The following is a 23,955-nucleotide window of genomic DNA, read 5'->3' as shown; positions in this document are numbered from 1 at the left end:
TGTAATTGAGAGAGGTTCGAATAGTACATGAGTGCCTCATGCCTCGATTCCCGTTACGCGATCTCAGTCAATATTAAATATTTTGCAGATAATTCTTATATTTCCAAGCGCATTCTGATCCAAATCAAAAAAGAAAATATCAATGGAAACTTTAATCCCACAGCAAATTGACAAGGAATTGATTCAAAACTGCCGGTTTTCATCGCAGGATGTCTTGTACCGTCCTGCAGACCGGATCCAGAGAAGAGAGAAGCTTGAAAAGGCCAGGATTCTTGGGAATGGCCATAAGCATAAGGTGCGGATTAAATTTCAAACCACTGAAGGTCAGAAGCAGGTAGAAACGACCGTGTGGGCAGTGACGGAAGAAAATATCATCCTGAAAGGCGGAGTTTGCATTCCCATTTCCTGCATTCTGGAAGTTTCGGTTGACTGATCTGCCGCCTGGTGGATCCTGAAAATATGCCTTTGCCGGTCAGCTTCTTAGCTGGCTTTCCAAATGTGGTCTGCCTCTTCGATATTTTGCAAATCAATAAAAAGCCGGAAATTCTGAGCGGTAGACCGCAGTACATTTGCGGTTCCCGGGGTTTTTCTATAAAACGTCAGGTTTAATTTAAAAAATCTTTAAAAATTTAATGAAGAAATTTCAGCTTTATCTGGTCATTGCAATGAGTGTTTGTGGGTTTACCCTTTCACTGGAATCATGCAGAGAGGCATGTGAAGGCATTGACTGTGGCCCGCATGGAACCTGTGAGGATGGCGTCTGCATTTGTCATGAGGCATATTCCGGTGTTCTTTGTGATCAGGAATTGCCCTGTTTTGAAATAGACTGTGGCCAAAATGGAGAATGCAACAACGGGATTTGCTCATGCAATGAGGGTTATACCGGAGAGCGCTGTGAGATCATTGCCAGGAACAGGTTCATCGGTGCCTGGAATGTAGAGGATTCGTGCAGTGTCGGAGGTTCAAGAATATATGAAGCAGAAATATTGGTAGATTCTCTGCGTCTTGCAGGCGTCCTAATCACCGGGCTGGCGGAGGTTATTGACGATCCCGTTTCAGCGACTATAGATGACGATGAGCTTATAATTACTCAGCAACCGGGAGGGAATGATCTTTTGGTTTCCGGCACAGGAAGCATTTCAGGTGAAATCATTTCACTTGATCTGATGATAGAAAATACGGCTACTTCTTCGGTTGATTCCTGTAAATCTACATGGACCAAATAGCAGGTACCGAATGCAATAAAAAAAGCCCGGTGATTCTTGATGATTCACCGGGCTTTTAATTTAAAGGCTAAAAAGAGATTTACTTCTTATTATTATCGCCTTCGACTTCTTCGTAATCCACATCGGTTACGTCTTCAGTTTTGCCGTTTCCAGCTCCTGAAGATCCGTCAGTTGCTGAATCATCGCCTCCATCGGGCTGGCCCTGATCGGCTCCGCCCTGGGTGCCCTGATACATGTCAGTGGCGGCCGCTTGCCATGCGGTATTAAGCTCAGAAGTTGCTGATTCAATGGCCGAAAGATCTTCGCTCTTATGGGCCTCTTTCAGGCTCGCGAGGGCGGTTTCGATCGTTGCTTTCTTATCAGCCGGAATTTTCTCACCATATTCTTTCATCTGCTTTTCTGTTGAGAAAATCAGTGCATCGGCCTGGTTCAGCTTTTCAATACGTTCCTTAGCTTTTTGGTCCTCATCGGCATGGGCTGCCGCTTCGGCTTTCATTTTCTCAATTTCTTCCTTGCTAAGGCCTGAAGAGGCTTCAATCCGGATTTTTTGCTCCTTACCGGTTGCTTTGTCCTTGGCGCTAACATTCAGGATCCCGTTCGCATCAATGTCAAACGTTACCTCAATTTGCGGGACACCACGCGGTGAAGGCGGAATTCCATCCAATACGAAACGGCCAATCGTTTTGTTCTGGTTGGCCATCGGACGTTCCCCTTGCAGCACGTGTATTTCCACGCTAGGCTGATTATCAGCGGCAGTCGAAAAGGTCTCGCTTTTTTTGGTTGGAATGGTTGTATTTGCCGAGATCAAAGTCGTCATTACGCCACCCAGGGTTTCGATTCCCATTGAAAGTGGTGTAACGTCCAACAGCAACACATCCTTTACCTCACCGGTAAGAACTCCTCCCTGGATTGCAGCTCCTATTGCCACGACTTCATCAGGGTTCACTCCTTTGTGCGGCTCTCTTTCAAAAAAGCTTTTTACTACTTCCTGAACTTTCGGGATCCGCGTAGAACCACCCACCAGTATCACTTCATCAATATCTTTGGCGGTGAGGCCGGCAGCCTTCAAAGCTTCCCGGCAGGGGCCGATGGTCTTTTGGACAAGATTGTCAGACAGTTGTTCAAACTTGCTGCGGCTCAGCTTCTTTACAAGGTGCTTCGGCATGTTGTCCACAGAAGTGACATAAGGCAGGTTTATCTCAGTTTCTTGCGCGCTCGACAGCTCAATTTTGGCTTTCTCAGCCGCTTCTTTCAAACGCTGCAATGCCATTGGGTCTTTCCTGAGGTCAACATTTTCACTGCTCTTGAATTCATCTGCGAGCCAGTTTATAATCGTGTGATCAAAGTCATCACCACCTAGCATGGTATCACCGCTGGTTGATTTCACTTCAAAAACGCCATCTCCCAGTTCGAGGATCGAAATATCGAAAGTTCCGCCACCAAGATCGTATACTGCAATTTTCTGATCGCTGCTCTTTTTATCAAGGCCATAAGCTAGTGCAGCAGCCGTTGGTTCGTTAAGTATTCTTTTTACGGTAAGTCCGGCAATTTCTCCGGCTTCTTTTGTAGCCTGCCTTTGTGAGTCGTCAAAGTAAGCAGGGACGGTAATCACAGCTTCTGTAACGGTCTGGCCCAGGTAGTCTTCAGCGGTTTTCTTCATTTTCTGAAGCACCATAGCTGAAAGTTCCTGCGGAGTATAGTTTTTATCATTGATCTTAACACGAATGGTGTCATTCTGTCCCTCATCAACAGCATAGCTGACGTGGTCTTTCTCTTCCTTTACTTTACTGAATCGTTTACCCATGAAGCGCTTAATAGAGGAGATAGTGTGTTGTGGATTGATGATCGCCTGGCGCTTTGCCGGATCACCAACCTTAATTTCACCATTCTCCAAAAAAGCTACGACAGAAGGTGTGGTTCTCTTGCCTTCACTGTTTGGAATAACCTGGGGTTGGTTACCTTCCATTACAGCTACACAAGAATTGGTAGTTCCTAAGTCAATTCCAATTATTTTTCCCATGTCTCGAGTAGTTATTTTTATTGTTTTAAATAGTCAGTTTTACTTTCGGGGAGGTGGTTATCAATGCCAGTGCCATTGAATATTTTAACTGACAGGCTTGAAGTTCCATAAGTATTTCTGACTAATTGGCAGAATGGAAATGGAATCCGGAAAGCTTGGGGAGTGCAGAAAAACAGGACTGAACTTTTACCGGATAAAATTCAGATCGCGGGTATGGGAACCCAAAATAAGCGAATCTATGCTTTCGTTGCCCAGGCTTGCCGGGGCTGTGGCAAAATGACGGCTTGAGAATACACCGAACCCGTTGCTCATGTTGGTATATTCCGGCTTGCGTTGCACCACTCCTGCAGAAGGTTCATTCAGCGTGATGTAATAATAGGCCTCCGTAGCTCCTGATGCAAACCGGAACTGAATACCGGTAACCCTGCGTTGAAGATCTGCATTTACCGGGATATTGCTGACGATGGTCCTGTAGAAGATTTCTCCATTTATCTGAAGCGTCATTTCCTCTTTAATGGCAGGATTGGAAAGGAGATATTGGCCAAGCCGCCAAACCATGGTTTTTTGTACAACATCCGAAGGATCTGTTTTGGGAAATTCCTCATAAAAAAAATCGCATTCAACGTGATAAAATTTGGCATCCAGCCCGGCAATCCAGCTAAAGCGAATATCACTGTAGCGCCAGAACTGAATCTGCGTTTGCGCATTTCCTGGGTATATAGGGGTGACCGGGTTTACCACAGGAGTGGTAGCCGAGGTTTCATAACCGCTCGTTAAATTCCTGACAAATAATGTATAACTGTGGTCCGTGCTGATGACAACGCCTGGCGGAGTGCGATAAAGATACTGGCCGGGGTAGGAAAATATGCCACTTTCCTTGTTCTCGTTATAAGTGCGCCTGAGGTGAATTTCCCTCGAAATTTGGCCCCGGTCGTTTATCTCCTGCAAAAAAACGCTGAGACTGTCCTGATGATAAAGAGAATCCTGAATGCCTGCCACCTCAATGGCACTGGTGTTCTCATTCAGAAAAGCCTTACTTACTTTTATATAATGAACTGAATCATCAGCATTGAGAAGGCCGTATACTACACTTATCTCTTTCCAGTCTGCATTAACATTGAGGTCGGTTTCACAGGAATAAAAAGGAAGAATAAAGAATAAGGAGCAAATAGTAAGGAATGTGGCTGCGCGCATTAAATCCTGGATTTTTAAAATAAAAAGTGCAAAAATAACTTCAAACGCTGATTGTATGGCTGCCACTTATAGAATCCGGCAGCAGATGAAGTTCGGGATACACTACAAAAGAACGACCTTATTCATTTGCTTTTATAATAATACCGGCAACCAATTGTTAATTTCGGCCCCATAAAACGCATTCCTCCTATGACGAATTACTCCCGCAAAGTCAAAAAAATTACCACCCACGTATTGCAGGAAATGAAGGCAAGCGGTGAAAAGATTTCGATGCTTACTGCCTATGACTACACCCTTGCCCGCATCCTTGACAATGCCGGAATTGATGTATTGCTGGTGGGTGATTCCGCATCTAATGTTATGGCCGGCCACCGGACCACGCTGCCCATTACGCTTGATCAGATGATCTATCATGCGGCATCGGTGGTGCGCGCTATCAAGCGGCCGCTGGTAGTGGTGGATCTTCCGTTCGGCTCCTACCAAGGAAATTCAAAGATCGCCCTTGAAAGCACCATCCGGATTATGAAGGAATCAGGCGCTCATGCGGTGAAGATGGAAGGTGGCAAAGAAATCAAAGAATCGCTGGAGCGGATTCTTTCTGCCGGAGTGCCTGTGATGGGACATTTGGGCCTCACTCCCCAATCCATCTATAAATTCGGTACCTACACGGTGCGCGCAAAGGAAGAAGAAGAAGCGCAGAAACTTATTGAAGACGCCAGGATCCTTGAGGAAACCGGATGTTTTGCCATTGTGCTCGAAAAGATACCTGCCGTGCTGGCCAAAACCGTCACGGAATCGCTAACCATTCCGGTGATAGGAATAGGTGCCGGGGCGGATGTAGATGGACAGGTGCTCGTGCTACATGATCTGCTTGGCCTCAACAAGGAATTCAACCCGCGGTTCCTGAGACGGTATATGAATCTGTTCGATGATATAACCACGGCCGTGGAAAAATATATTGAAGACGTGAAACAGCTTGATTTTCCGAATGACAATGAGCAATATTGAGCGTTAGAAATATATTTTGTATATTTTATATCAAAGAAATAAGATTTTCTTTTCATATTATAAAATACTCTGATTTCTACCTTATCTTTATCCCCTGCAAAATATTGCCTCTCCGTCCTGAATTACCCGTTTTTGTTTAATGCGGTAATCTATTTTCACTATTTACTCACTATATTTCATTATGAAAAATTTTCAACTTTTCCCCGCAATAGCCACGTTGGGTGCTTTTCTTTTGTTTGGCGGTGATCTGAATGCTCAGGACACTACACAGATGTTTGCCAATCCCGGAACTGGCACCACCCAATTTCAATTGACCAATGCTCAATCGGCCAGTGGTGGTTTTCAGTTGGGCATTGAAGGCAACAACAACATATTTTTCAACCAACTTGAAAGCCAGTCCATATTGTTCAGGACCGGGAGCCAGGAAAGGTTGCGCATTTCGGCAGCAGGAAATGTGGGGATTGGCACCTCTAACCCACTTACTCCACTCCACGTAGACGGCAGGACACGTTTTGGCGGCAGAATAGTGGTGGATGAAGGAGACGGAATTTACTTTGAGAATCCTACTCAAAGCCTTATCATTCGCACGGCCCCGGGGAATATGGCCATTAATGCACATGATGGCAGCCTGGACTTCGGTACGAGGAATCTGACTAAAATTCGCATTACCGGAACTTATCATGAAATAAGGATGGTGGATGGCAGTACAAGCATGGGAACCAATTTCGGATTGCAGGCAATTTCGCCAAATGATACACTTATTCCTTTCGGCATCAAAGCCCATGCAGGGCAAAAGGCGCCTCTCATGGTGATCCAGAATGGTGGAGAAGGCCGGGTTTGGACGGTGGATCATGACGGAAGCCAAGCCATAAAACGCTCATTTTTAAAGGGCTACGCACTTACGGTAGGAGGCGATATAATGGCCCATACCTACAGTTCTTATGCTGATCAAAGAATGCAGCAGCAGCCGGCTCCATTAAATAATGTAATGCAGAATCTCCGCAGCATTAATGGCATTAGCTTCAACTATAAAGGCGCACCTTTCGATAAGTATCTTTTCCCGGCAAAAAGACAGTTCGGACTTCGTACCCAGGAAGTGAGAACTGTATATCCTGAGTTGATTACCATGAATGCCGACAGCTTTTACAGCATAAGTTATCACGGGTTCATTCCGGTTTTGATAGAGGGAATGAAGGAATTGGATTCTGTGCAAACTAAATTTGAAACCAAGATTCAGGAGCAGGAAGACCAATATAAAGTGGTGCTCTCAGAGATTGATGTATTGAAAATGTTAGTAGATTCACTTAAAATCATAATCGAAAACCACACGGGCGTGATGGCTCCGGGAGGAGATGATTTTGATAAACCGATACTTTATCAAAATCAACCCAATCCTTTTACGGTTTCCACAGCCATTAAATACTATCTTCCTTATTCGGTGAATTCTGCTGATCTGTACATTTATGACATGTCAGGAAAGCAGCTTATAAGGAAGAGCATATCGCAGCGGGGCAGTGGCGCGGAAATCATTGATGGAAACGAACTGCAGGCGGGAATGTACATCTACAGCCTGATTGCTGATAATAAGGAAATTGCCAATAAACGAATGATCCTGACAAACTAACCGGTCAGGTGGCCGCCCACCGCTCCGGTTGCAATTCCTTCAGCGATTGGTAAAGATTATTTCGCTGATGGAAATATCTCCTTTGGGGTAGGATACTTTTAGCTCCTCTACATTCTTATTACCATTTAGGTAAAGCGTGAACTTTCGCTCTATTGGTGTATCCCATAAAAAAACCGAGAATGAAACTGAGTGAATCGTACCATCTTTATATGTGGATTCGCAATATTCTTCGGCATTAATGAGATATGTGGAAAACTCTCCGTTGCGTTTTTTCTGATATACAAAATAATCATCGCTTTCAAATACAGATTTTTCTTTGAGAGTTTCAAAGTTACCAGCGCTGTCAGCCACCAGCGCCTTGTTAAAGGTGGTAAGAAAGTGTGGAATGTCTGAAGGTTTGCAAGCCCGCTTTTCAGTTTGAGCGTGAGCAACCGGCAGGCTTAAAATCGAAGCTGTCAATAAAAACAGCAGGCACGTCAAAATCAATCTGTCCATTACATAAAGGTATTTAAACAAAACCTTTCTCAAAATTATCATTACATCAATAGGGATAAAAATTCCTATCAGACATCGTACCCGAAGTTCTTCAGGAACACAGGCTTTTCCCGCCAGTTTTCCCTCACTTTTACGAAGAGCTTAAGAAAAACCTTTTTATTGAAAACCTCCTCAAGTTCTTTCCTTGCGGCTGTCCCCACACGTTTCAGGGCTTCACCTTTGTTGCCGATTACAATGGGCTTCTGGGACTGCCTGTTCACGATAATTTCACCTTCTATCCTTATAATGGCTTCTTCTTCTTTAAATTCAATTACGTTCACTTCAATGGAATAAGGGATTTCCTGCCTGAACTGCGTAAAGATCTTTTCGCGTACCGTTTCTGAAACTAGGAAGCGCTCGCTTTTATCCGTATACATTTCGTGAGGATAATAAGGTGGATGCTCAGGAAGATGGTCTATAATTTTATCCAGCAACTTCTGCAGGTTGAAGGTATGAAGGGCAGAGATGGCGATAACTGCGGCTTGCGGAAATTTCGCCTCCCAATCCCTGATTAGCGCCTCAAGCTTCGGCTGCTCTGTCAGGTCAGCTTTGTTGATCACCAGAAAAAGCGGCACCTCCAGGCGCGAAAGCCGGTCTGCGAAATCCTCATGGTCAGCCGGAGATTCTGTAGCCTCCACCATATAAAGCACGATATCAGCATCTTCCAGCGCAGCCGAAACATACTTCATCATGCTCTCCTGCAGCAGGTAGCGCGGTTTCATAATGCCCGGTGTATCCGAAAATACGATCTGGTAATCCTCACTATTCAGGATGCCCATTATGCGCTGCCGTGTGGTCTGCACTTTGGGCGTTACGATGGATACTTTTTCGCCAACCATCGCATTGATGAGCGTTGACTTCCCTACGTTGGGCTTTCCGATTATATTTACGAATCCTGATTTGAATGGCATAGCCGGCAAAGATAGCTGGGGTAATGATTGTTTGCAGAATTAACTGCTGGGAATGAGGGTTGTTCGTAGAAGATTGCATTGCAGAATATTCACCGGTTTTTGAAGGCGTGTGCAGAACAAATTTTCATAAATCATCAGTAATAAAATGAAAAGGACAAATTCACTAATCTTTGAATTCAACATTTGGTAAAGAATTCAGCAGACGTTAAAATCTGTTAAAAAATATTTAAAGCTGAAAAACTGCCGGTTGCCACAAAATTTCGTTGTCTGATTTTTGCCAAACCCGCCCGCTGAATACATTCTGGCATCGGCTGTCAGAATTTCAGTTCTTTAAATTGAGGATTATAAGTTTGTACATTAATCTTAATCAGAAATAATTTTTCATGGAAACCATTGAAACAGGAATAGATATTCAGGCGCTCAATGAGCGAATTAAGGAGGAGAGCGCATTTACCGATCTCATCCTGATGGAAGTCAGCAAAAAGATAATAGGGCAGAAGTACATGATAGAGCGGCTGCTGATCGGGTTGCTTTCCAACGGCCACATTCTGCTGGAAGGTGTGCCGGGGCTGGCCAAGACGCTTGCCATCAATTCCCTGGCAAAGGCCATTCATGCCAAGTTCAGCCGGTTGCAGTTCACGCCCGATCTGCTCCCTGCTGATCTTATCGGTACGATGATTTATAACCAGGCAAAACAAAGTTTTGAGGTCAACAAAGGGCCTGTATTCGCCAACTTCATTTTGGCTGACGAGATAAACCGGGCACCTGCCAAAGTACAAAGTGCATTGCTGGAGGCCATGCAGGAGCGGCAGGTAACCATCGGCAACCATTCATTTCCGCTGGATGATCCGTTTCTCGTCCTTGCTACACAAAACCCTATAGAGCAGGAGGGAACGTATCCGTTGCCCGAGGCGCAGGTAGACCGCTTTATGCTGAAGGTAGTGCTGGATTATCCCAATCAGGAAGAAGAGAAAATGATTATTCGCCAAAATCTCTCAAACAGGCCTGCGGAGGTAAATCAGGTTACAAAACCGGAAGAGATTATCCGCGCCCGTAAAACTGTTCGCGAGGTTTACATGGATGAAAAAATAGAGCAATATATAGTTGACCTCGTATTTGCCACCCGGAATCCTGATAAATACCGCCTCGGCCAGTTGAAGCCGCTGATCAGTTATGGTGGTTCTCCGCGTGCCAGCATCAACCTGGCGCTGGCCGCCAAAGCCCATGCTTTTGTCAAGCGCAGAGGATTCGTAATTCCGGAAGATGTGCGGTCTATATGTTATGACGTGTTGCGCCACCGGATCGGAATCACCTATGAGGCAGAGGCAGAGAACATAACTTCAGAGGGAATTATCAAAGAGATCCTTAACAAAATTGAAGTTCCGTAGATGCGGGCGATGGAGAGGTAAAAGGATGAAAGGTTCTATTTAATAATTAAAATAATGAACAGGAATATAAAGCTGGGGAGAAATGCCTCCTTGAGGGTTCGAAGGACTCCGGACTATTTCGGAGGGGCAGGAGGGTGTCGGTGGAGCAAATCGTTACGGTTACTCACTGCGCGGCAAACACCCCCCTGCGCCCCCCTCAAGGGGGGATTAACGTTTGCTTACGCAAACTTTCCTGAAACTGAGCTTCCTGAAACAGACCTTCCTGACGCAAACTTTCCTGAAACAGACCTTCCTGACGTAAACATAATGGCCGCTATTCTTTATGTGGTTTCCTTTAATTCTGTTCAAATATTTAATTGTTAAAATGGAAACCCAGGAGCTCATTAAAAAAGTAAGGCGCATTGAAATTAAAACACGCGGGATCAGTAATCAGGTCTTTTCCGGTGAATATCACAGCGCGTTTAAGGGGCGCGGAATGTCTTTTAGTGAGGTACGGGCTTACCAATATGGTGACGATGTCAGGAATATTGACTGGAACGTGACGGCCAGGTTCAATCAGCCATTTATTAAAATATTTGAAGAAGAACGGGAATTGACGGTTTTGCTGATGATAGACGTAAGTGAATCCTCTTTTTTCGGAACGTCCGTGCAAATGAAAAATGAGCTTATTACAGAAATCTGTGCGGTACTTTCATTTTCAGCTATTACGAATAATGATAAAGTAGGCGTAATATTTTTCAGCAGTAAAATCGAGAAATTCATTCCGCCAATGAAAGGGAAGACGCACATCCTGCGGATTATCCGGGAGCTGCTGGAAGTGAGGCCAACCGCTAAAGGCACTGACATTGGCGAAGCCCTGAAATTCATGAATAACGTAATGAAAAAGCGCAGCATCGTTTTTCTCATCAGTGACTTTATTGACCACAATTACGAACAGCCGATTAACATTGCATCCCGCAAGCATGACATTGTCGGCATAAAGGTGTATGACGAGCGGGAAAAGACATTGCCTCAAATGGGCCTGATAGTAATGACCGATGCCGAAACCGGTCAGGTAATGATGATTGATACCGGCAGTGAAAATATCAGGAACCGCTACGCACGATATTATGCGGAGCATGATATTTATTTCCGCGAAATTTTCAGAAAATGCGGCTTGGATATTTTAAAATTAAGAACGGACCTGCCCTACATCCGCGAGCTCATGAATTTCTTTAAAAAAAGGGAGGTACGCAGGTGAGGCTGATAAATATGAGAATTGGTTTATTCTTAATATTAATGCTCTGTCCGTTTCTCTTACCGGCACAGGAACCTTTCCTGGAGGTGACGCAATACCAGGAAAAAGCGGAGATTGGTGATCAGGTAGATATTTATATTAAACTCCGGCAGTCAGAAAACCTGGTGGTAAACTGGCCGGATGTAAAGGAATCCATTGAAGGGCTGGAAGTATTGCACATCACCGGCATTGATACTGCAAAACAGGATGGCCAACTGGTGCTCACCCAGGCAATCAAAGTAACGGCATGGGATTCTGGTGCTTATAAAATTCCCTCGCTGCCATTCAGTTATTCAATAAAGGGCGACACCGTCCTTAATACAGCAAATTCTCCCGAAAGCATTATTACCTTCACCCGTTTGCCAATTGATACAAGCCGGGCTATTGCACCCATTCAGGAACCCTTGGATGTTCCCTATACTTTTGAAGAATTCCTGCCTTACATTCTTACCGGTGTGGCCGTTTTAATTTTAATTATTACAATATTTTTATTAATACGGCATTACCGGAAACCAAAGGAAAAGATAGTAAAACAGCCGCCACCTATCCCTGCGCATGTCTGGGCACTTGAAAAATTAAAAGAACTGGAAAATTTAAAGCTGTGGCAAAATGGTGCAATTAAGGAATATTATATTTCACTGACGGATATTTTCCGGCACTATGTGGAGCGGAGGTACAGCATCAGGGCGATGGAGTCTACTACAGGCGAGTTGATGGCAGACTTGAAAGACCAGAAGGTGAAGCGTGAATTGCTGGAGCAGGTGGAATACATGCTGCGCGAAGCCGATATGGTAAAATTTGCCAAAGCCACTCCGCCTGAAACCGACCACGTGCAGAATCTGGAAATTGCCTTCAGTTTTGTAGAAAAAACAAAGCGCAGGCCTGAACCGCAACCTGCCCCTGAAGCAATAATTGCGGAAGAAGAAACGCAGGAAGACGAAATTAAAACAGATACGAGGTGAGCTTTAACTACGAATATGCAAACCCGGAGTTTTTCTATCTGCTACTGCTCGTGCCGCTGTTCATTGTTTGGTACATAGCACGCAGAAAAAAACAACTGCCGAAAGTGCGGATGAGCAGCCTCCAGGCGTTCGCAGGAGTGGGCCGAGGATGGAAGCCTGTGTTTTATCACAGCATGTTCCTTTTCCGGATCCTTGCCTTTTCGTTGCTCGTGGTGGCCCTGGCCAGGCCGCAAACGGTGGATGAGAACGAAAAGATCACGACAGAAGGAATTGACATTATGCTGGCCCTGGATGTTTCGCCAAGCATGTTGGCCCAGGATTTTGATCCTGATCGCCTTGAGGCAGCCAAGGCGGTCGCGTCAGACTTTATCAGCGGACGGCCCAACGACAGGATTGGCCTTGTAATTTTTGCTGCCGAAAGCTTTACTCAATCACCCATCACCACGGATCATTATGTGCTGCGGGACCTGCTCCAAAAGGTGCGCAGCGGCTGGCTGGAAGATGGTACCGCAATAGGCATGGGCCTCGCTACCGCTGCTGACAGGCTCAAAGACAGTGAGAGCAAAAGCAAAGTGATTATTCTCCTCACAGATGGTGAGAACAATAGCGGCTCTATTGATCCGAAAACGGCTGCCGAAATTGCTGCACGCCTGGACATCCGTGTTTATACTATTGGAATTGGCAAACGAGGACACGTAAATATTCCATACCGCGGCCGCGATGGAATTACCCGCACTCAAAGAATAGAAGTCAGGATTGATGAAGAACTCCTAAACGATATAGCTGCTACCACTGAAGGCCGGTATTACCGCGCCACCGATGAGCGCAGCCTCCGTGAGATTTACAATGATATTGACCAACTCGAAAAATCCGAAATCGAGATTGCAACTTCTCAACGCAAAACCGAGGAATTTCACCTGTTTGCGTTGTTGGCCGGCTGTTTCTTTTTTGTTGAAGTATTTAGCCGGTTTGTATTTTTTAAAACAGTTCCTTAATATTTTAATAAATGTTTTCTCAGTAAAAAATTTTAAGTTAAAATAAAAAGTAAATTTAAATAAAAAATTAAGATGATTAATTATTTGAAAATAAATTAAAAGAAATGGATATTCTTCGATTTGAAGACATAACTTATCTGTATGGCCTGCTGGCAATACCGCTGTTGCTGGGATTATTCCTGCTCTTTATGCTTTGGCGCAGGCGTGCAATAGCGCGCTTTGGCGATAAAAAACTGGTGCAGCGGCTGGCCCCGGAAGCATCAACCGGGCTTCATATCATTAAAATTATCCTGGTGTTGCTGGCCGGGACTTTCCTGGTATTGGGGCTGGCAAACCTGCAAATAGGAAATAAACTGAAGGAGGTGGAATTGCAGGGCGTTGATGTGGTAATTGCGCTTGACCTCTCCCGCAGCATGAATGCCACGGATGTAATGCCCAGTCGCCTGGATCTGGCCAGAAACTACATCAGCAAGTTGCTGGACCGCCTGCAAAACGACCGCGTAGCACTTATCGTTTTTGCCGGCAATGCGTATGTGCAAATGCCGCTGACCTCTGACCTGGGAGCTGCGCAGTTATTTCTCAGTTCATTACAAACAGATATTATTCCCTCGCAAGGCACGGCTATCAGCGAGGCGCTTGCGCTGGCCGGGAAATCATTCTCCGGTGAAGAGGTCAGAAATAAAGTGATTATTGTGGTGAGCGATGGAGAAAACCATGAGGGAGATGCCATAGAGGAAGCCGGAAAGCTTGAAGAGCAGGGCGCCAGGGTTTATACCGTAGGATTGGGATCCGCCAATGGTTCGCCTGTACCTGCTTCGCCCGGAAGCAGTACTTTTTTGAGAGACAAAAATCAGAATATAATATTTTCAAAGTTGAATGAAGAAATGCTGGTGGAAATTGCAGACGCAGGAGGAGGAGAATATTATCGCCTTACGAATGCACAGGAAGAAGTGGATGCCATGCTGACCAGTATAAATGAACAGGAGAAAAATACACGGGAAACGCAGGTATTTGCAGATTATGAGGATCAATTTCAATTCTTTCTGGCAGCCGCTTTGCTTTTTTTAGTGGCCGAATTTTTTGTGCCTTTAAGAAGATTAAAACCTAAAACTTCAGGCAATTAAATCAAATGAAAAATAAAGAAATAATAACCGCGATATTTTTTGCATCGGCCATGCTCTTTTCTTTGGTTGCATCAGCGCAGAAGGAGCGGGGCGTCATTCGCGAAGGCAATAAAATTTACCAGGATGGGGCCTACGCAGAATCTGAAACCCAATACCTGAAAGCGTTGAGCATAGACTCTACACAGGAACTGGCGCAATTCAACCTGGGAGACGCCCTCTATGAGCAGGGACGTTATGAAGATGCTGCAGATCGTTTCGCGCAGGTAGCGGGGAAGTCAGGATCAGATGACATTAAAGCGAAAGCACATTACAACCACGGCAATGCGCTGCTGGAGCAACAGAAATATGAGGAAAGCATCGAAGCTTATAAGCGTGCGTTGCGGCTGAATCCTGATGCTCACAATGCAAAATATAACTTGAGCTATGCGCTGGAAATGCTCAAAAAACAACAGGATCAACAGGATCAGGATAAGCAGGACGATGAACAGCAGGAACAGGAAAAACAGGATCAGGATTCAGAAAATGAACAGGATCAGCAAGATGATGGAAAAGGTGAAGAAGACAAAAAGGATCAGCCTGATAACGGAAAAGAGAATGGAGAACCTGACAAGGAGGGAAAAGAGCAGCAACCTGCGGAGGGAGCTAAAATTTCGCAGGAAGAGGCTGAACAGATATTAAAAGCGCTGGAAAGCCAGGAAAAAGAGGTGCAGCGTAAAATGCTTTTAAAGCAACAAAAAGAATCCAGACCAGTAAAAACGGAGAAGGAATGGTGATAGAAATGCGAAAGTATAGCTGGTTTTTGTCTGCCATATTACTGTTCATAACGGCACCGCTGGATGCCCAGATCACCGGTTCAGTGGACAAAACGAAAGTGGGTACCCGTGATGTGCTCACACTTTCGTTTACGCTGAAAGGCCGGGTTGAGGGATATGATCCGCCATCATTGCCCTATTTCCAGGTAGTCAGCGGGCCAAATGTTTCCAGCAGCATCCAGATCATCAATGGCCGCAGATCCGATTCCAAAACCTATTCTTATGTATTGCGGCCGCGTCAGGCCGGAACTTTTACCATTGGCCCGGCCAAAGCAAAAGTAAATGGTGAGGAGGTGCAGACCGAACCCATTCGTATAGAGGTAGTGGAGGGCAGCACTTCCGCTTCCGGCCAGGAAGGCCGCGAGGAACAGCCTTCAGGCAGCAGTGGTGACGATTTATTCATAAGAACCACGGCCAGTAAAACCACCGCTTACCAGGGAGAACAGATCGTGGTTTCTTTTAAGCTTTACAGCGCCAAGCCACTTGTTGATCTGGCTCCGATGGATTTTCCTTCATTTCCGGGTTTCTGGGCCGAGGATTTTGAACGGCCGCGTGAATACCGCGTGCAGGAGGAGGTTTACAAGGGCAGACGATTCCAAACCATTGAAATAAAGCGAACCGCCATATTTCCGGAAAAAACCGGTTCTCTAGAAATTGAACCTATGCAGTTGCAGGTAATGGTGCGGGAGCCGGGTAACCGCAGAAGCTTTTTCGATGATTTTTTTGGCAACAGCCGGAATGCGAAATATGAGGTAAGGAGCAATATCCTTAAAATAAATGTGAAGCCTTTACCATCTGGAAAACCTGAGAGTTTTGCCGGACTTGTGGGGACTTTCAATTTAAATTCAACCATTGATAAAACAGAAGCAAAAACAGGTGAGGGGATTACTTTAAAATTTAACTTTAACGGAACCGGAAATATTAAAAAACTCAATCAACCGGAATTAAAACTTCCCTCGGATGTGGAGGTATTTGATCCGCAGGTGGAGCAAAAGTTGAACAACCAGGGCAGCCAGATCACGGGTTCCAAGTCGTATGACTTTTTGCTGGTTCCGCGAAGAGCCGGGGAATACACCATTGCTCCGCAGGAATTCAGCTACTTCGATCCCGGCCAGGAACGTTACATCACCATGCGCTCTCCGGAATTTAAGCTGTATATAAGCCAGGGAGAAAAAGATGCAGCCGGCCCAATTCCATCCGCTAAAAAGAAGGACGTGGAAACGCTGGGAGAGGATATTCGTTACATCAAAACTGGCGAAGCTGAACTTGAAAAGGAGGGAAACTATTTCTTCGGTTCGCCTGCATTTACTGCCGGAGTTGCGGTTCCGGTTGTGCTGATGGGACTATTGCTGGTTTATAAACGAAAAAGAAAAGAGGAAAGCCTTGATGGGGCCGGGATGCGCAGGAGAAAGGCCACGACCATCGCGAAAAAACATTTGAAGAAGGCAAATGAATTCCGGGAAACGCAACAGCAAGAGGAATTTTATACAGAGATCAACACTGCCCTGATGGGATATTTAAAAGATAAACTCACCATTGGCGCTGCGGATATGGACAGGGAAAAGCTGCAGGAAATGCTGGCGCTACGTGGAGTGCGGCAGGAAAACATCGAACAACTGTTGCAGGTAATGAACCATTGCGACTTTGCCCGTTTTGCACCCACGCCTTCCGGAGACATGCACAACACATACACACAAACCGTTACCCTCATCAGCGATCTTGAAGAGCAATTAAAATGAAGAATATTATAGCTTTATTCTTATTTATAATTACAGCGATTTCGGCTTTTGCAACGGAGCCGGAAAGTGTTTTTATTGAAGCCAATGAGCTTTATAAAAGTGAACAATTCCAGGAAGCAGCAGAAAAATATGAGGTAGTATTGGATAAGGGATATGCGTCAGGAGTGCTTTATTATAATCTTGGCAATGCATATTACAAACTGGAAAATTATTCCGCAGCTATTCTTAATTATGAGCGGGCACTGAAAACCGGCAGCGATGATGAGGATATTCAATTCAATCTGGAAAAGGCGAACCAGATGATAGCGGATGAGGTGCAGCCTGTGCCGGAATTGGCAATAGTGACCGGCTGGCGCAATCTTGTAAATACGCAATCTTCCAAAGGATGGTCGTTGTGGGCGCTGACGCTTTTATGGGCGGCTTTTATTGTTTTCGGTATTACTCTGTTTATAAGAAAGCGCAAGGCAATTCGCGGCCTGCGCATTACAGGAGCCGTTGTGCTGGTATTTAGCATTTGTTTATTTACGCTGGCCTGGCAGCAATATCAGGCAGAAACTTCCGGGAATTTCGCGATCATCTTTGCTCCCACCGTCTATATGAAAAGCTCCCCCGATGCCGGCAGCACCGACCTCTACCTCATCCACGAGGGCATAAAGGTCGAGATCACAGATGAACTGGAAGGCTGGTCAGAAGTCCGCCTGGCTGATGGGAAGAAGGGTTGGGTGAAGCAAGAGGAGTTTCGGGTGATATGAAGGGATGTTCTGGCTTTGCTCAACATAGTAACACAGGATTATAACAATAAATAGATTTTTTAAATATTTTGTTTTAACTGCATTAAACCTGGCAGGAGCAGCGGGCCGGGCCATAAACTACACCTCACCCTGTAACCACGGGTGAAACGGATTATGACGAAAAACTAGAAATTGACAATAACAGGATTAGCGTGAATATAATTTGCTTTTTGATCTACCAGGTTATTAGCTCCATAGTTTAATGGGCTTGTTGTGGAGTTGCCAAAATTGCCACAACGGAAAACTCATGGACAGGCTCCACAGGCGTGCGCCAGCACGCGCCCTGCGAGGCACGCGTTGCGTTATCGCTAAACGCTCACCAAAACGGGGAGGTTTCATGCAGCCAAGCAAACCTCCCAAGTGTATTGCAACATTGGAAAGCTATAGAATAAGAGCCTTTCTCTGCCCTTTTTAGTGGTAAGTGGAATTGATGTAAGTAGAGTTATTCGATTGGAATTTCCAGATAACCGCTGCAATATGCAAGTTATCCTCGTTCCAGTCTGAGGGCAATTCTAGGCTTGCTTCTGAAATGACTAGTGTCCCCGCAGCCGGATCCTCAGCCAGGAGATCTCCGGAATGATGCCCGGAAGCCGTGCCTCTTAGCACAAACCGGTGCTCAAACTCATTTGTGTAGTTGCCATTGCCGGTGTATTGGTAGTATTTCTTTTTATCCTCCATCACGTATATGGCCAAATTGTATCTCCCGGAACCTTTTTCAAAGAATTCAGTGACACTACGAATTTTAAGCACGCCATCCGAAATGCTGTGGGTAAAATCCACATTGGCTACAGGAGATTTCGCAACTCTCGAATCAATGAGTGACTGCACCTGGTTAAGGAAATTGTCATATTGTGTAGAACTAAATGTGATTTGAGACTTACCCTCAGCCAAAGTGGGATACCGCGAAATCTTCAAATTGGTACGCAGATAATTGGCGGTTTCGTTGTAAAAAGAATCTTCCAGCATGGAGTAAACCGAAACCGGTACTACATGCTCCTTATTGTTGAGGTACAGATCACGAATAGCGGGGGTAGCCCATTGTGCATTTTCCGGGTTAAAAATAGCTGTAAAGCTGAGGAGCAATGATTTACTCTTCTCCTGCACATAGCGGCAGCTACCATCATCTTTCTTTGCTTGTTCATTATAATTGACGGCTTGTGAATCCAGACATCCTGCATTGACTTCAGGCTCTTTAGGTATAGGGTCATTTTTAGAGCAGGAAATGATGACGAGTGTTAGCAAAACTGCGAATAAAATGTTGAGATTTTTCATAATGTTATCTTTAGGCAGATAAAAATTGTTTGAAAGACAAAGATAGCAGAATAAATTATTCCGCAGAGAAGCAACTACTGGTGTAAAGAGCGGTAGTTGTTTGCTTTACGAACCGCCCAGTACGCGAACCGCTTGGTTTATCCTGACCAATGGAAGGATCGGGTGGTGTGAGATGTTCTCCCCGTCAGCTACCGCTGGCGGGGCGGGCTACTCGATTGGCGGTAGTTTTTATTATTTTCGGTCAATTGTTAAGTCCTTTTTTTGTCGATTAATTCTTGCTTGATGTGAACGCCCTAAGTTTTTTGCTTTCTTAACCAATCTCAAGTTTGCTTTATCTCTATGATAATTTTTAAAATTTTCGGCAAGTTCAACGTCTGTGAAATGATAAACTCCGTCCATAATTTCTGTGTATTGAACAGCATTTATGTCAATTCTATGAACTTCAATAAATCTGTCAGCAATTACTGAAAACGTATTTGGTAGTCGATGGTCAACATTCAATTCTTCCCATTTACATAATTCTCCCGTTTCTTGGCATTTCACTTCACCTTTGGTTGAGAACTTTTTAAAGTAAGCCAATTTAACATTTCTTAGGTCTTCGCTTATTGTTTCACGACAGGTTTTATTGAATTTCGCTAACGGTTTAGACTTTCCATTTATACAATTTAAATAGGAAAAAATTTCTTTAGAGCCGTCTTTCCGCGTTAATTCAAAGCATTTTGTTTTATAACGGACTTCAATTACTTGAATGCTTTCAATTCCACATCCAATTTTCTTTTCTTTATCAGGACGAAATTCAATTAGTCCAACCAAGTCTCGAAAATCATCTTCGTTAACTTTATGTGGCGGTTCATATGAATTCAGTATCGCTTTATAATAGTTAAGAGCGTCTTTCTTGTACTTAAATTCTTTATCTCCGATTATCATTTTCGGTTCTTTTTAAATTAATGCCAACGGTTGTATAAACAACATGTTGTTTATACCCACTATGGTTTCAGTTGTCTAAAAATCTCTTAATCAGGTCAATAGAATTAGTTTTCATTTACAGGACATTTTTAGGTATGCTTAAGACCAACAAGGAATATGACTGCTCAATTCACCACCTTCCCCGGATTCAGCACCCCCTTCGGATCAAACACCTGTTTGATCTGTCGCATCAAATCTAATGAAGTCTTGTCAAATACAATGTCCATGAATTCCTTTTGTACGTAGCCGATGCCGTGCTCTCCGGAAAGTGTGCCGCCCAGGGATACGACCAGTTGGAAGATTTCGCGGATACTCCCGCTTGGCTCCAGCTATGTGACGGCTACGTTTTGCAGCCTCTGGCTGTAGTTATTAGAATAGGCCCGCCCCAAAACTTCCATAATCTTCAGTGGGCTTTCATGGTAAGCACTGCTCAAGTTCCAGAATTCCGGCAACACAACTTTTCCTGCTTTCACTGGATTCAAGAAATTGTGAGGAAGTGAGGATGGTTGGTATTTGCTCTTCTTAGTTCAGACATGGGCTGTAATGCCATAAACTTCGGTAATAGGCCGCAAAACATCATCGTCACCCGGCACAGCTGGGGGATTCTCAAGCCGGCCAAACTTTGCCAATGAGTGCAATTTTATCACCCCGCCACCGATAATGATGTTGCATATCTTATTAGTCAGGTTTCGGCTGACAATTGGACTATAAGAAATCATTTTTTCAAAATAGAATTATCCTTTGTATCATTGTAGTCAGGTTTTAGCTGACTATTTTACTATGCAGAATAAGAACATATCAACTCAATCAAGCGAGCTATTGGGGTATTTCAATAAACTTGAGCAAGATTGTTTTAACTATAGTGAGGCAAGAAAGGCACTTCCAAATTCCAGGGCAAGTGCATTAAAGGAATTGCTAAGTGATATGGTCAGGCGTGGACTTTTAATGAGACTCAAAAGAGGCCATTATTGCCTGATTCCCTATGAGCAGGATCCGGAAACATTCATGCCCGACTGGCATTTATTGGCTGAGCCCTTGACCAAAGGAACCGATCACTATATTGGGTACTACTCTGCGCTGCAAATCCACAACCTGATTACCCAGCCTTCATTAAAGGAACAAATTGTAGTCGCCAAACAACAGCGCCCAACACGAATAGAGATTAAAGGGGTATCCTTTCAATTCATTTATCACAATAGCGAACATTTCTTTGGGGCAAAAAAGACATGGATAGACAGCTTTCATAAAGTATTCTGCTCAGATCTGGAAAAAACCTTTGTTGACTGTCTTTTCAAACCGGATTATGCTGGGGGGATAGTTGAAATTGCACGTGCGCTTTACCTTTCAAAAGACAAATTAAAGTTCAATAAGCTCTTGGAATATACTGAAAAATTCAATTCTCAGGCGGTCATAAAAAGACTTGGTTTTTTATTGGAAATACTGGACATCAAAACGGACATAACCGAAAAACTCCAGGAATCAAAAACAGCTTCTTATGTGGTTTTGGACACGGAATTACCTAAGCAAGGAAAACGAATCAGTCGTTGGAGCATTCAACAAAATTTGGAAACGGAAACCATTAAATCTGCTATTTACACATGATTAAGCCCGGAGAAATACAGAGCAAAGCCCGTGAAGTGGGTGTCCGCGATCAGCAGATTGAAAAGGATTACATCCTTTCATGGATATTGGAAGGTGTTGCCCAACATGAAAACCTTGCTAAGTCAATTGTATTCAAAGGTGGAACTGTGTTAAAGAAAGTGTACTTTGAAGACTATCGTTTTTCTGAGGATTTGGATTTTACCTTACTGGATGATACTATTTCCAATGAGCAAATTTTTGAATGGTTTGCGGTTGTTTTTGAATACATAAAGGAAGAAGCCAACATTCCGCTTGAAATAATTTATGACAATGAACACGAAGATGGCGGCATTAATTTTTACATCAGTTATATAGGTCCGCTGGGCGGTCAGGGGCATAATAAAAAAGTAAAGGTTGATATTTCCCGCAGCGAAAAACTGGTTTTTGAGACCGCTAACAAAGATGTCATCGTTTCTTATTCAGACCAGGAAGAGCATCAATTACTCTCCTATTTGCTTGAAGAAGTATTGGTTGAAAAATTACGTTCGGTCATGCAGCGGATGCAAGCCCGGGATTTTTATGATATTTGGTATTTACTGGAAATTCACGGAATGGACAGCGGTTTTTTCACAAATGAATTCCGCACGAAATGCGAGCGTAAAGATTTAAATCCAGCCGATTTTCATCATAAGTTGGAACAACGGTTACCCCAATATAAAGGACGTTGGCAAAAATCAATGGCAGACCAAATACAAGACCTGCCCGACTTTGAACAGGTAGAAAGAGAAGTTATGCGACATCTAAAGAAATTTGAATTGTAATGGCCAGCAAGGAAATAGAGAATAATGTTATTCAGGTCATTAAAAATTTTTCGCAAGAAGAATTCATCTATGACTTGCTGTGTGTGCCCGGCATGGGCAAAGGTATCGAAGATACCTAATATTTCCAGAGGGTGAAAGTCCCTTGTCCCGCTAGTTAGTAGGCGGGATTAGCCCCGTAATAAATCCGGGATCTTCGACAAGCCGCAAAGCTTGCTCCGTACTTTTTAGTCGGGGGTGGTTTCCCGGGAGGGAGGGATTGAAGGAAGCGAAACGGGCGGCACCATAGCACCGAAATAGAACAAGACAGTAGAAACCTCCAAAGGAGGTAATTCCCCCTTGAGGGGCAGGGGGTGTAAGTGGCCTGGATAGCCCAATGACTGATATATCATACTGTCATTGCGAAGGAAATCATGGAGCGATAGCGGAATAAATTGCCTGTGATAACCTGCCGCTAAACGTACCGCTTTGGGCTGAGGACGAAAAGGACACGCGCCACAGGCGCGAGCTGGGGATAAGCTACACGGATATATCCCTTCTCCCGCAATGACCGTCATTCTGATCGGAGCGATAGCGAAGAGAAGAATCTGGTGGTGCGATACTACCCGGTAAAGGCGCAGATGGCCTGGCCGCTGCCCTGAATCCGGCCAGAGGCCTCCGATACTAAATTGTCACCCGGTTGGAGCAGAGCGACTGGGTAGGAGGATGGCTAAAATACTTCCATAGGGCAAGTATTAAAGGCAAACTCAAAGACCTTGACAGTTGGTAGCGCAACATGCTGCGCTATTTATTTGGCACGTCTGGAAAAAGCTGGAACGGAAAGGCCAGCTACTGATCAAAAAAGGCAGGCAAGCCATCAGACTTGCCTGCACAAGATGAACTTCCGTCTAAACAATCGACTGAAGTCCTCTTTCAGACAGCCGACTGAAGTCCTCTTTCAGACAGCGCTAAGTTCGAGAAAATTTTATGGGCTTTGTTTGGTTTTTAAGACAGTACCTCAATTGTGCGGTCGGCTTTTATTTTTCTTCATCCATGCACTTTTTGATTTCAAATAATCTTTCAATTCTTCAAAACTCATATTTGATATTTCTTTTGCAATCCTTTCCTTTTCGGCTCTAAAAAAGCTTACAGTGTCAAATTTTTTAGTTGTTGTCTTCATGTGTTATGATTTCTTTTGGTGACCTGATATCTAATTGGTTATGTCCTTCTCTTATGTTAATGGAGTTGTAACCTCTTATTCTAAAAACGTTGACGATATGTTTAAAATTCCAACTAACCAAAATGTCAGCTTTTTGAATAGTTGCTGTCGCAATATGTAAACAGTCATCAAAGCTTGTAGGTCCAACTACTTTTTCAGTTACATAAAGCGTTGCAAGTTTTGTGCTTTCTCTCGTCAGTTCAACTTGTTCAGCATTGCTGTTTACGATTTTGTGAAAGTGTTCCTTGACTTTTTTTGGTGCATTTTCAAGTTCAGCTATGGTCAATTCAGAATAGAGACAAATAATTTCGCCCTTTTCGACCATTTCAAAGAGCTTCTTAGTCTCTTGTTCAAACTCTATATCGTACACACCCCCAAAAACTGACGTGTCGAAATACAACTTTGGTTTCATAGGGTAAATTTACTCAATATTTACTGTTTTCTTATCGGGGTGTTTTCTAAACTTTTGACTAACGTCAAACCTCATCATTGCAAATCAGGCAGTTACAATTCCGA

At 44.2% G+C, this 23,955-nt stretch carries 22 protein-coding genes and 1 pseudogene; 14 read left to right on the top strand and 9 right to left on the bottom strand.

Annotation, left to right across the window (positions count from 1 at the left end):
• The first annotated feature begins 142 nt into the window (after positions 1-142).
• Both WD077_15125 and WD077_15120 read left to right on the top strand, forming a co-directional pair.
• Positions 143-433, top strand: coding sequence for a hypothetical protein (locus WD077_15125; GenBank protein MEX0968562.1), 291 nt, complete (start codon positions 143-145; stop codon positions 431-433).
• A gap of 199 nt (positions 434-632) precedes the next feature.
• Positions 633-1,226 (top strand): hypothetical protein, encoded by a 594-nt coding sequence (locus tag WD077_15120; GenBank protein ID MEX0968561.1) that lies wholly within the window; start codon positions 633-635, stop codon positions 1,224-1,226.
• A gap of 79 nt (positions 1,227-1,305) precedes the next feature.
• On the opposite strand, the gene dnaK is transcribed toward WD077_15120, so the two are convergent.
• Both dnaK and WD077_15110 read right to left on the bottom strand, forming a co-directional pair.
• The gene (dnaK, locus tag WD077_15115) at positions 1,306-3,246 is read right to left on the bottom strand and encodes a molecular chaperone DnaK (GenBank protein ID MEX0968560.1); all 1,941 of its coding nucleotides are present in this window, start codon (positions 3,244-3,246) and stop codon (positions 1,306-1,308) included.
• A 186-nt stretch (positions 3,247-3,432) separates the two neighbouring features.
• On the bottom strand, positions 3,433-4,440 hold the full coding sequence (locus WD077_15110; protein MEX0968559.1) for a hypothetical protein: 1,008 nt from the start codon (positions 4,438-4,440) through the stop codon (positions 3,433-3,435).
• A 189-nt stretch (positions 4,441-4,629) separates the two neighbouring features.
• Between WD077_15110 and panB the strand changes: the two genes are divergently transcribed.
• On the top strand, positions 4,630-5,448 hold the full coding sequence (gene panB, locus WD077_15105; GenBank protein MEX0968558.1) for a 3-methyl-2-oxobutanoate hydroxymethyltransferase: 819 nt from the start codon (positions 4,630-4,632) through the stop codon (positions 5,446-5,448).
• 181 nt (positions 5,449-5,629) lie between these two features.
• Entirely contained in the window at positions 5,630-7,072 is a 1,443-nt protein-coding gene (locus WD077_15100) for a T9SS type A sorting domain-containing protein (GenBank protein MEX0968557.1), read from the top strand.
• A 39-nt stretch (positions 7,073-7,111) separates the two neighbouring features.
• Here WD077_15100 and WD077_15095 read toward each other — a convergent pair whose 3' ends face one another.
• On the bottom strand, positions 7,112-7,567 hold the full coding sequence (locus tag WD077_15095) for a hypothetical protein (protein MEX0968556.1): 456 nt from the start codon (positions 7,565-7,567) through the stop codon (positions 7,112-7,114).
• 68 nt (positions 7,568-7,635) lie between these two features.
• Positions 7,636-8,517, bottom strand: coding sequence for a GTPase Era (gene era / locus WD077_15090; GenBank protein MEX0968555.1), 882 nt, complete (start codon positions 8,515-8,517; stop codon positions 7,636-7,638).
• Between the two features lie 383 nt (positions 8,518-8,900).
• On the opposite strand from era, the gene WD077_15085 reads away from it, so the two are divergent.
• The 8 genes from WD077_15085 (at position 8,901) to WD077_15050 (ending at position 17,565) form a co-directional block, all read left to right on the top strand.
• Complete coding sequence (locus WD077_15085; GenBank protein MEX0968554.1) at positions 8,901-9,905, top strand: MoxR family ATPase; 1,005 nt, start codon at positions 8,901-8,903, stop codon at positions 9,903-9,905.
• A gap of 364 nt (positions 9,906-10,269) precedes the next feature.
• A complete protein-coding gene (locus WD077_15080; GenBank protein MEX0968553.1) occupies positions 10,270-11,145 on the top strand; it encodes a DUF58 domain-containing protein in 876 nt (291 codons plus the stop codon).
• Positions 11,146-11,183: 38 nt separating this feature from the next.
• Complete coding sequence (locus tag WD077_15075) at positions 11,184-12,143, top strand: hypothetical protein (GenBank protein ID MEX0968552.1); 960 nt, start codon at positions 11,184-11,186, stop codon at positions 12,141-12,143.
• On the top strand, positions 12,140-13,138 hold the full coding sequence (locus WD077_15070) for a VWA domain-containing protein (GenBank protein ID MEX0968551.1): 999 nt from the start codon (positions 12,140-12,142) through the stop codon (positions 13,136-13,138). The genes WD077_15075 and WD077_15070 overlap by 4 nt, the downstream gene beginning before the upstream one ends.
• Positions 13,139-13,242: 104 nt before the next feature.
• Positions 13,243-14,262: a VWA domain-containing protein gene (locus WD077_15065; GenBank protein MEX0968550.1), complete on the top strand. Its 1,020-nt coding sequence runs from the start codon at positions 13,243-13,245 to the stop codon at positions 14,260-14,262.
• 5 nt (positions 14,263-14,267) lie between these two features.
• The gene (locus WD077_15060; GenBank protein ID MEX0968549.1) at positions 14,268-15,035 is read left to right on the top strand and encodes a tetratricopeptide repeat protein; all 768 of its coding nucleotides are present in this window, start codon (positions 14,268-14,270) and stop codon (positions 15,033-15,035) included.
• Positions 15,029-16,813 carry a BatD family protein gene (locus WD077_15055; protein MEX0968548.1) on the top strand — a complete coding sequence of 595 codons (1,785 nt, stop codon included), beginning with the start codon at positions 15,029-15,031 and terminating at the stop codon, positions 16,811-16,813. The genes WD077_15060 and WD077_15055 overlap by 7 nt, the downstream gene beginning before the upstream one ends.
• Positions 16,810-17,565 (top strand): tetratricopeptide repeat protein, encoded by a 756-nt coding sequence (locus WD077_15050; protein MEX0968547.1) that lies wholly within the window; start codon positions 16,810-16,812, stop codon positions 17,563-17,565. The genes WD077_15055 and WD077_15050 overlap by 4 nt, the downstream gene beginning before the upstream one ends.
• A gap of 450 nt (positions 17,566-18,015) precedes the next feature.
• On the opposite strand, the gene WD077_15045 is transcribed toward WD077_15050, so the two are convergent.
• The 3 genes and pseudogenes from WD077_15045 to WD077_15035 form a co-directional block, all read right to left on the bottom strand.
• Complete coding sequence (locus WD077_15045; GenBank protein ID MEX0968546.1) at positions 18,016-18,876, bottom strand: Omp28-related outer membrane protein; 861 nt, start codon at positions 18,874-18,876, stop codon at positions 18,016-18,018.
• 231 nt (positions 18,877-19,107) lie between these two features.
• The gene (locus WD077_15040) at positions 19,108-19,803 is read right to left on the bottom strand and encodes a DCL family protein (protein MEX0968545.1); all 696 of its coding nucleotides are present in this window, start codon (positions 19,801-19,803) and stop codon (positions 19,108-19,110) included.
• Positions 19,804-19,967: 164 nt separating this feature from the next.
• Positions 19,968-20,153: pseudogene (locus tag WD077_15035) on the bottom strand (FAD-linked oxidase C-terminal domain-containing protein).
• Positions 20,154-20,622: 469 nt separating this feature from the next.
• Between WD077_15035 and WD077_15030 the strand changes: the two are divergent.
• Together WD077_15030 and WD077_15025 are read left to right on the top strand one after the other, a co-directional pair.
• Positions 20,623-21,444, top strand: coding sequence for a type IV toxin-antitoxin system AbiEi family antitoxin domain-containing protein (locus tag WD077_15030; protein ID MEX0968544.1), 822 nt, complete (start codon positions 20,623-20,625; stop codon positions 21,442-21,444).
• The gene (locus tag WD077_15025; protein ID MEX0968543.1) at positions 21,441-22,244 is read left to right on the top strand and encodes a nucleotidyl transferase AbiEii/AbiGii toxin family protein; all 804 of its coding nucleotides are present in this window, start codon (positions 21,441-21,443) and stop codon (positions 22,242-22,244) included. Before WD077_15030 ends, WD077_15025 begins: the two co-directional genes overlap by 4 nt.
• A 994-nt stretch (positions 22,245-23,238) precedes the next feature.
• Here WD077_15025 and WD077_15020 read toward each other — a convergent pair.
• Both WD077_15020 and WD077_15015 read right to left on the bottom strand, forming a co-directional pair.
• Positions 23,239-23,400, bottom strand: coding sequence for a hypothetical protein (locus tag WD077_15020; protein ID MEX0968542.1), 162 nt, complete (start codon positions 23,398-23,400; stop codon positions 23,239-23,241).
• A complete protein-coding gene (locus tag WD077_15015; protein MEX0968541.1) occupies positions 23,384-23,851 on the bottom strand; it encodes a PIN domain-containing protein in 468 nt (155 codons plus the stop codon). Before WD077_15015 ends, WD077_15020 begins: the two co-directional genes overlap by 17 nt.
• Positions 23,852-23,955: the final 104 nt, after the last annotated feature.

Source organism: Bacteroidia bacterium (genome assembly GCA_040880525.1).
In the GTDB taxonomy this organism is placed as follows: domain Bacteria; phylum Bacteroidota; class Bacteroidia; order CAILMK01; family JBBDIG01; genus JBBDIG01.
This window is presented reverse-complemented; position numbering and strand designations above follow the sequence as displayed.

Bases quoted from the DNA above. Each gene is read 5' to 3' on its own strand.
- WD077_15125 (MEX0968562.1), top strand. From the start codon at position 143: ATGGAAACTTTAATCCCACAGCAAATTGACAAGGAATTGATTCAAAAC.
- WD077_15120 (MEX0968561.1), top strand. From the start codon at position 633: ATGAAGAAATTTCAGCTTTATCTGGTCATTGCAATGAGTGTTTGTGGG.
- dnaK (MEX0968560.1), bottom strand. From the start codon at position 3,246: ATGGGAAAAATAATTGGAATTGACTTAGGAACTACCAATTCTTGTGTA.
- WD077_15110 (MEX0968559.1), bottom strand. From the start codon at position 4,440: ATGCGCGCAGCCACATTCCTTACTATTTGCTCCTTATTCTTTATTCTT.
- panB (MEX0968558.1), top strand. From the start codon at position 4,630: ATGACGAATTACTCCCGCAAAGTCAAAAAAATTACCACCCACGTATTG.
- WD077_15100 (MEX0968557.1), top strand. From the start codon at position 5,630: ATGAAAAATTTTCAACTTTTCCCCGCAATAGCCACGTTGGGTGCTTTT.
- WD077_15095 (MEX0968556.1), bottom strand. From the start codon at position 7,567: ATGGACAGATTGATTTTGACGTGCCTGCTGTTTTTATTGACAGCTTCG.
- era (MEX0968555.1), bottom strand. From the start codon at position 8,517: ATGCCATTCAAATCAGGATTCGTAAATATAATCGGAAAGCCCAACGTA.
- WD077_15085 (MEX0968554.1), top strand. From the start codon at position 8,901: ATGGAAACCATTGAAACAGGAATAGATATTCAGGCGCTCAATGAGCGA.
- WD077_15080 (MEX0968553.1), top strand. From the start codon at position 10,270: ATGGAAACCCAGGAGCTCATTAAAAAAGTAAGGCGCATTGAAATTAAA.
- WD077_15075 (MEX0968552.1), top strand. From the start codon at position 11,184: ATGCTCTGTCCGTTTCTCTTACCGGCACAGGAACCTTTCCTGGAGGTG.
- WD077_15065 (MEX0968550.1), top strand. From the start codon at position 13,243: ATGGATATTCTTCGATTTGAAGACATAACTTATCTGTATGGCCTGCTG.
- WD077_15060 (MEX0968549.1), top strand. From the start codon at position 14,268: ATGAAAAATAAAGAAATAATAACCGCGATATTTTTTGCATCGGCCATG.
- WD077_15055 (MEX0968548.1), top strand. From the start codon at position 15,029: ATGGTGATAGAAATGCGAAAGTATAGCTGGTTTTTGTCTGCCATATTA.
- WD077_15050 (MEX0968547.1), top strand. From the start codon at position 16,810: ATGAAGAATATTATAGCTTTATTCTTATTTATAATTACAGCGATTTCG.
- WD077_15045 (MEX0968546.1), bottom strand. From the start codon at position 18,876: ATGAAAAATCTCAACATTTTATTCGCAGTTTTGCTAACACTCGTCATC.
- WD077_15040 (MEX0968545.1), bottom strand. From the start codon at position 19,803: ATGATAATCGGAGATAAAGAATTTAAGTACAAGAAAGACGCTCTTAAC.
- WD077_15030 (MEX0968544.1), top strand. From the start codon at position 20,623: ATGCAGAATAAGAACATATCAACTCAATCAAGCGAGCTATTGGGGTAT.
- WD077_15025 (MEX0968543.1), top strand. From the start codon at position 21,441: ATGATTAAGCCCGGAGAAATACAGAGCAAAGCCCGTGAAGTGGGTGTC.
- WD077_15020 (MEX0968542.1), bottom strand. From the start codon at position 23,400: ATGAAGACAACAACTAAAAAATTTGACACTGTAAGCTTTTTTAGAGCC.
- WD077_15015 (MEX0968541.1), bottom strand. From the start codon at position 23,851: ATGAAACCAAAGTTGTATTTCGACACGTCAGTTTTTGGGGGTGTGTAC.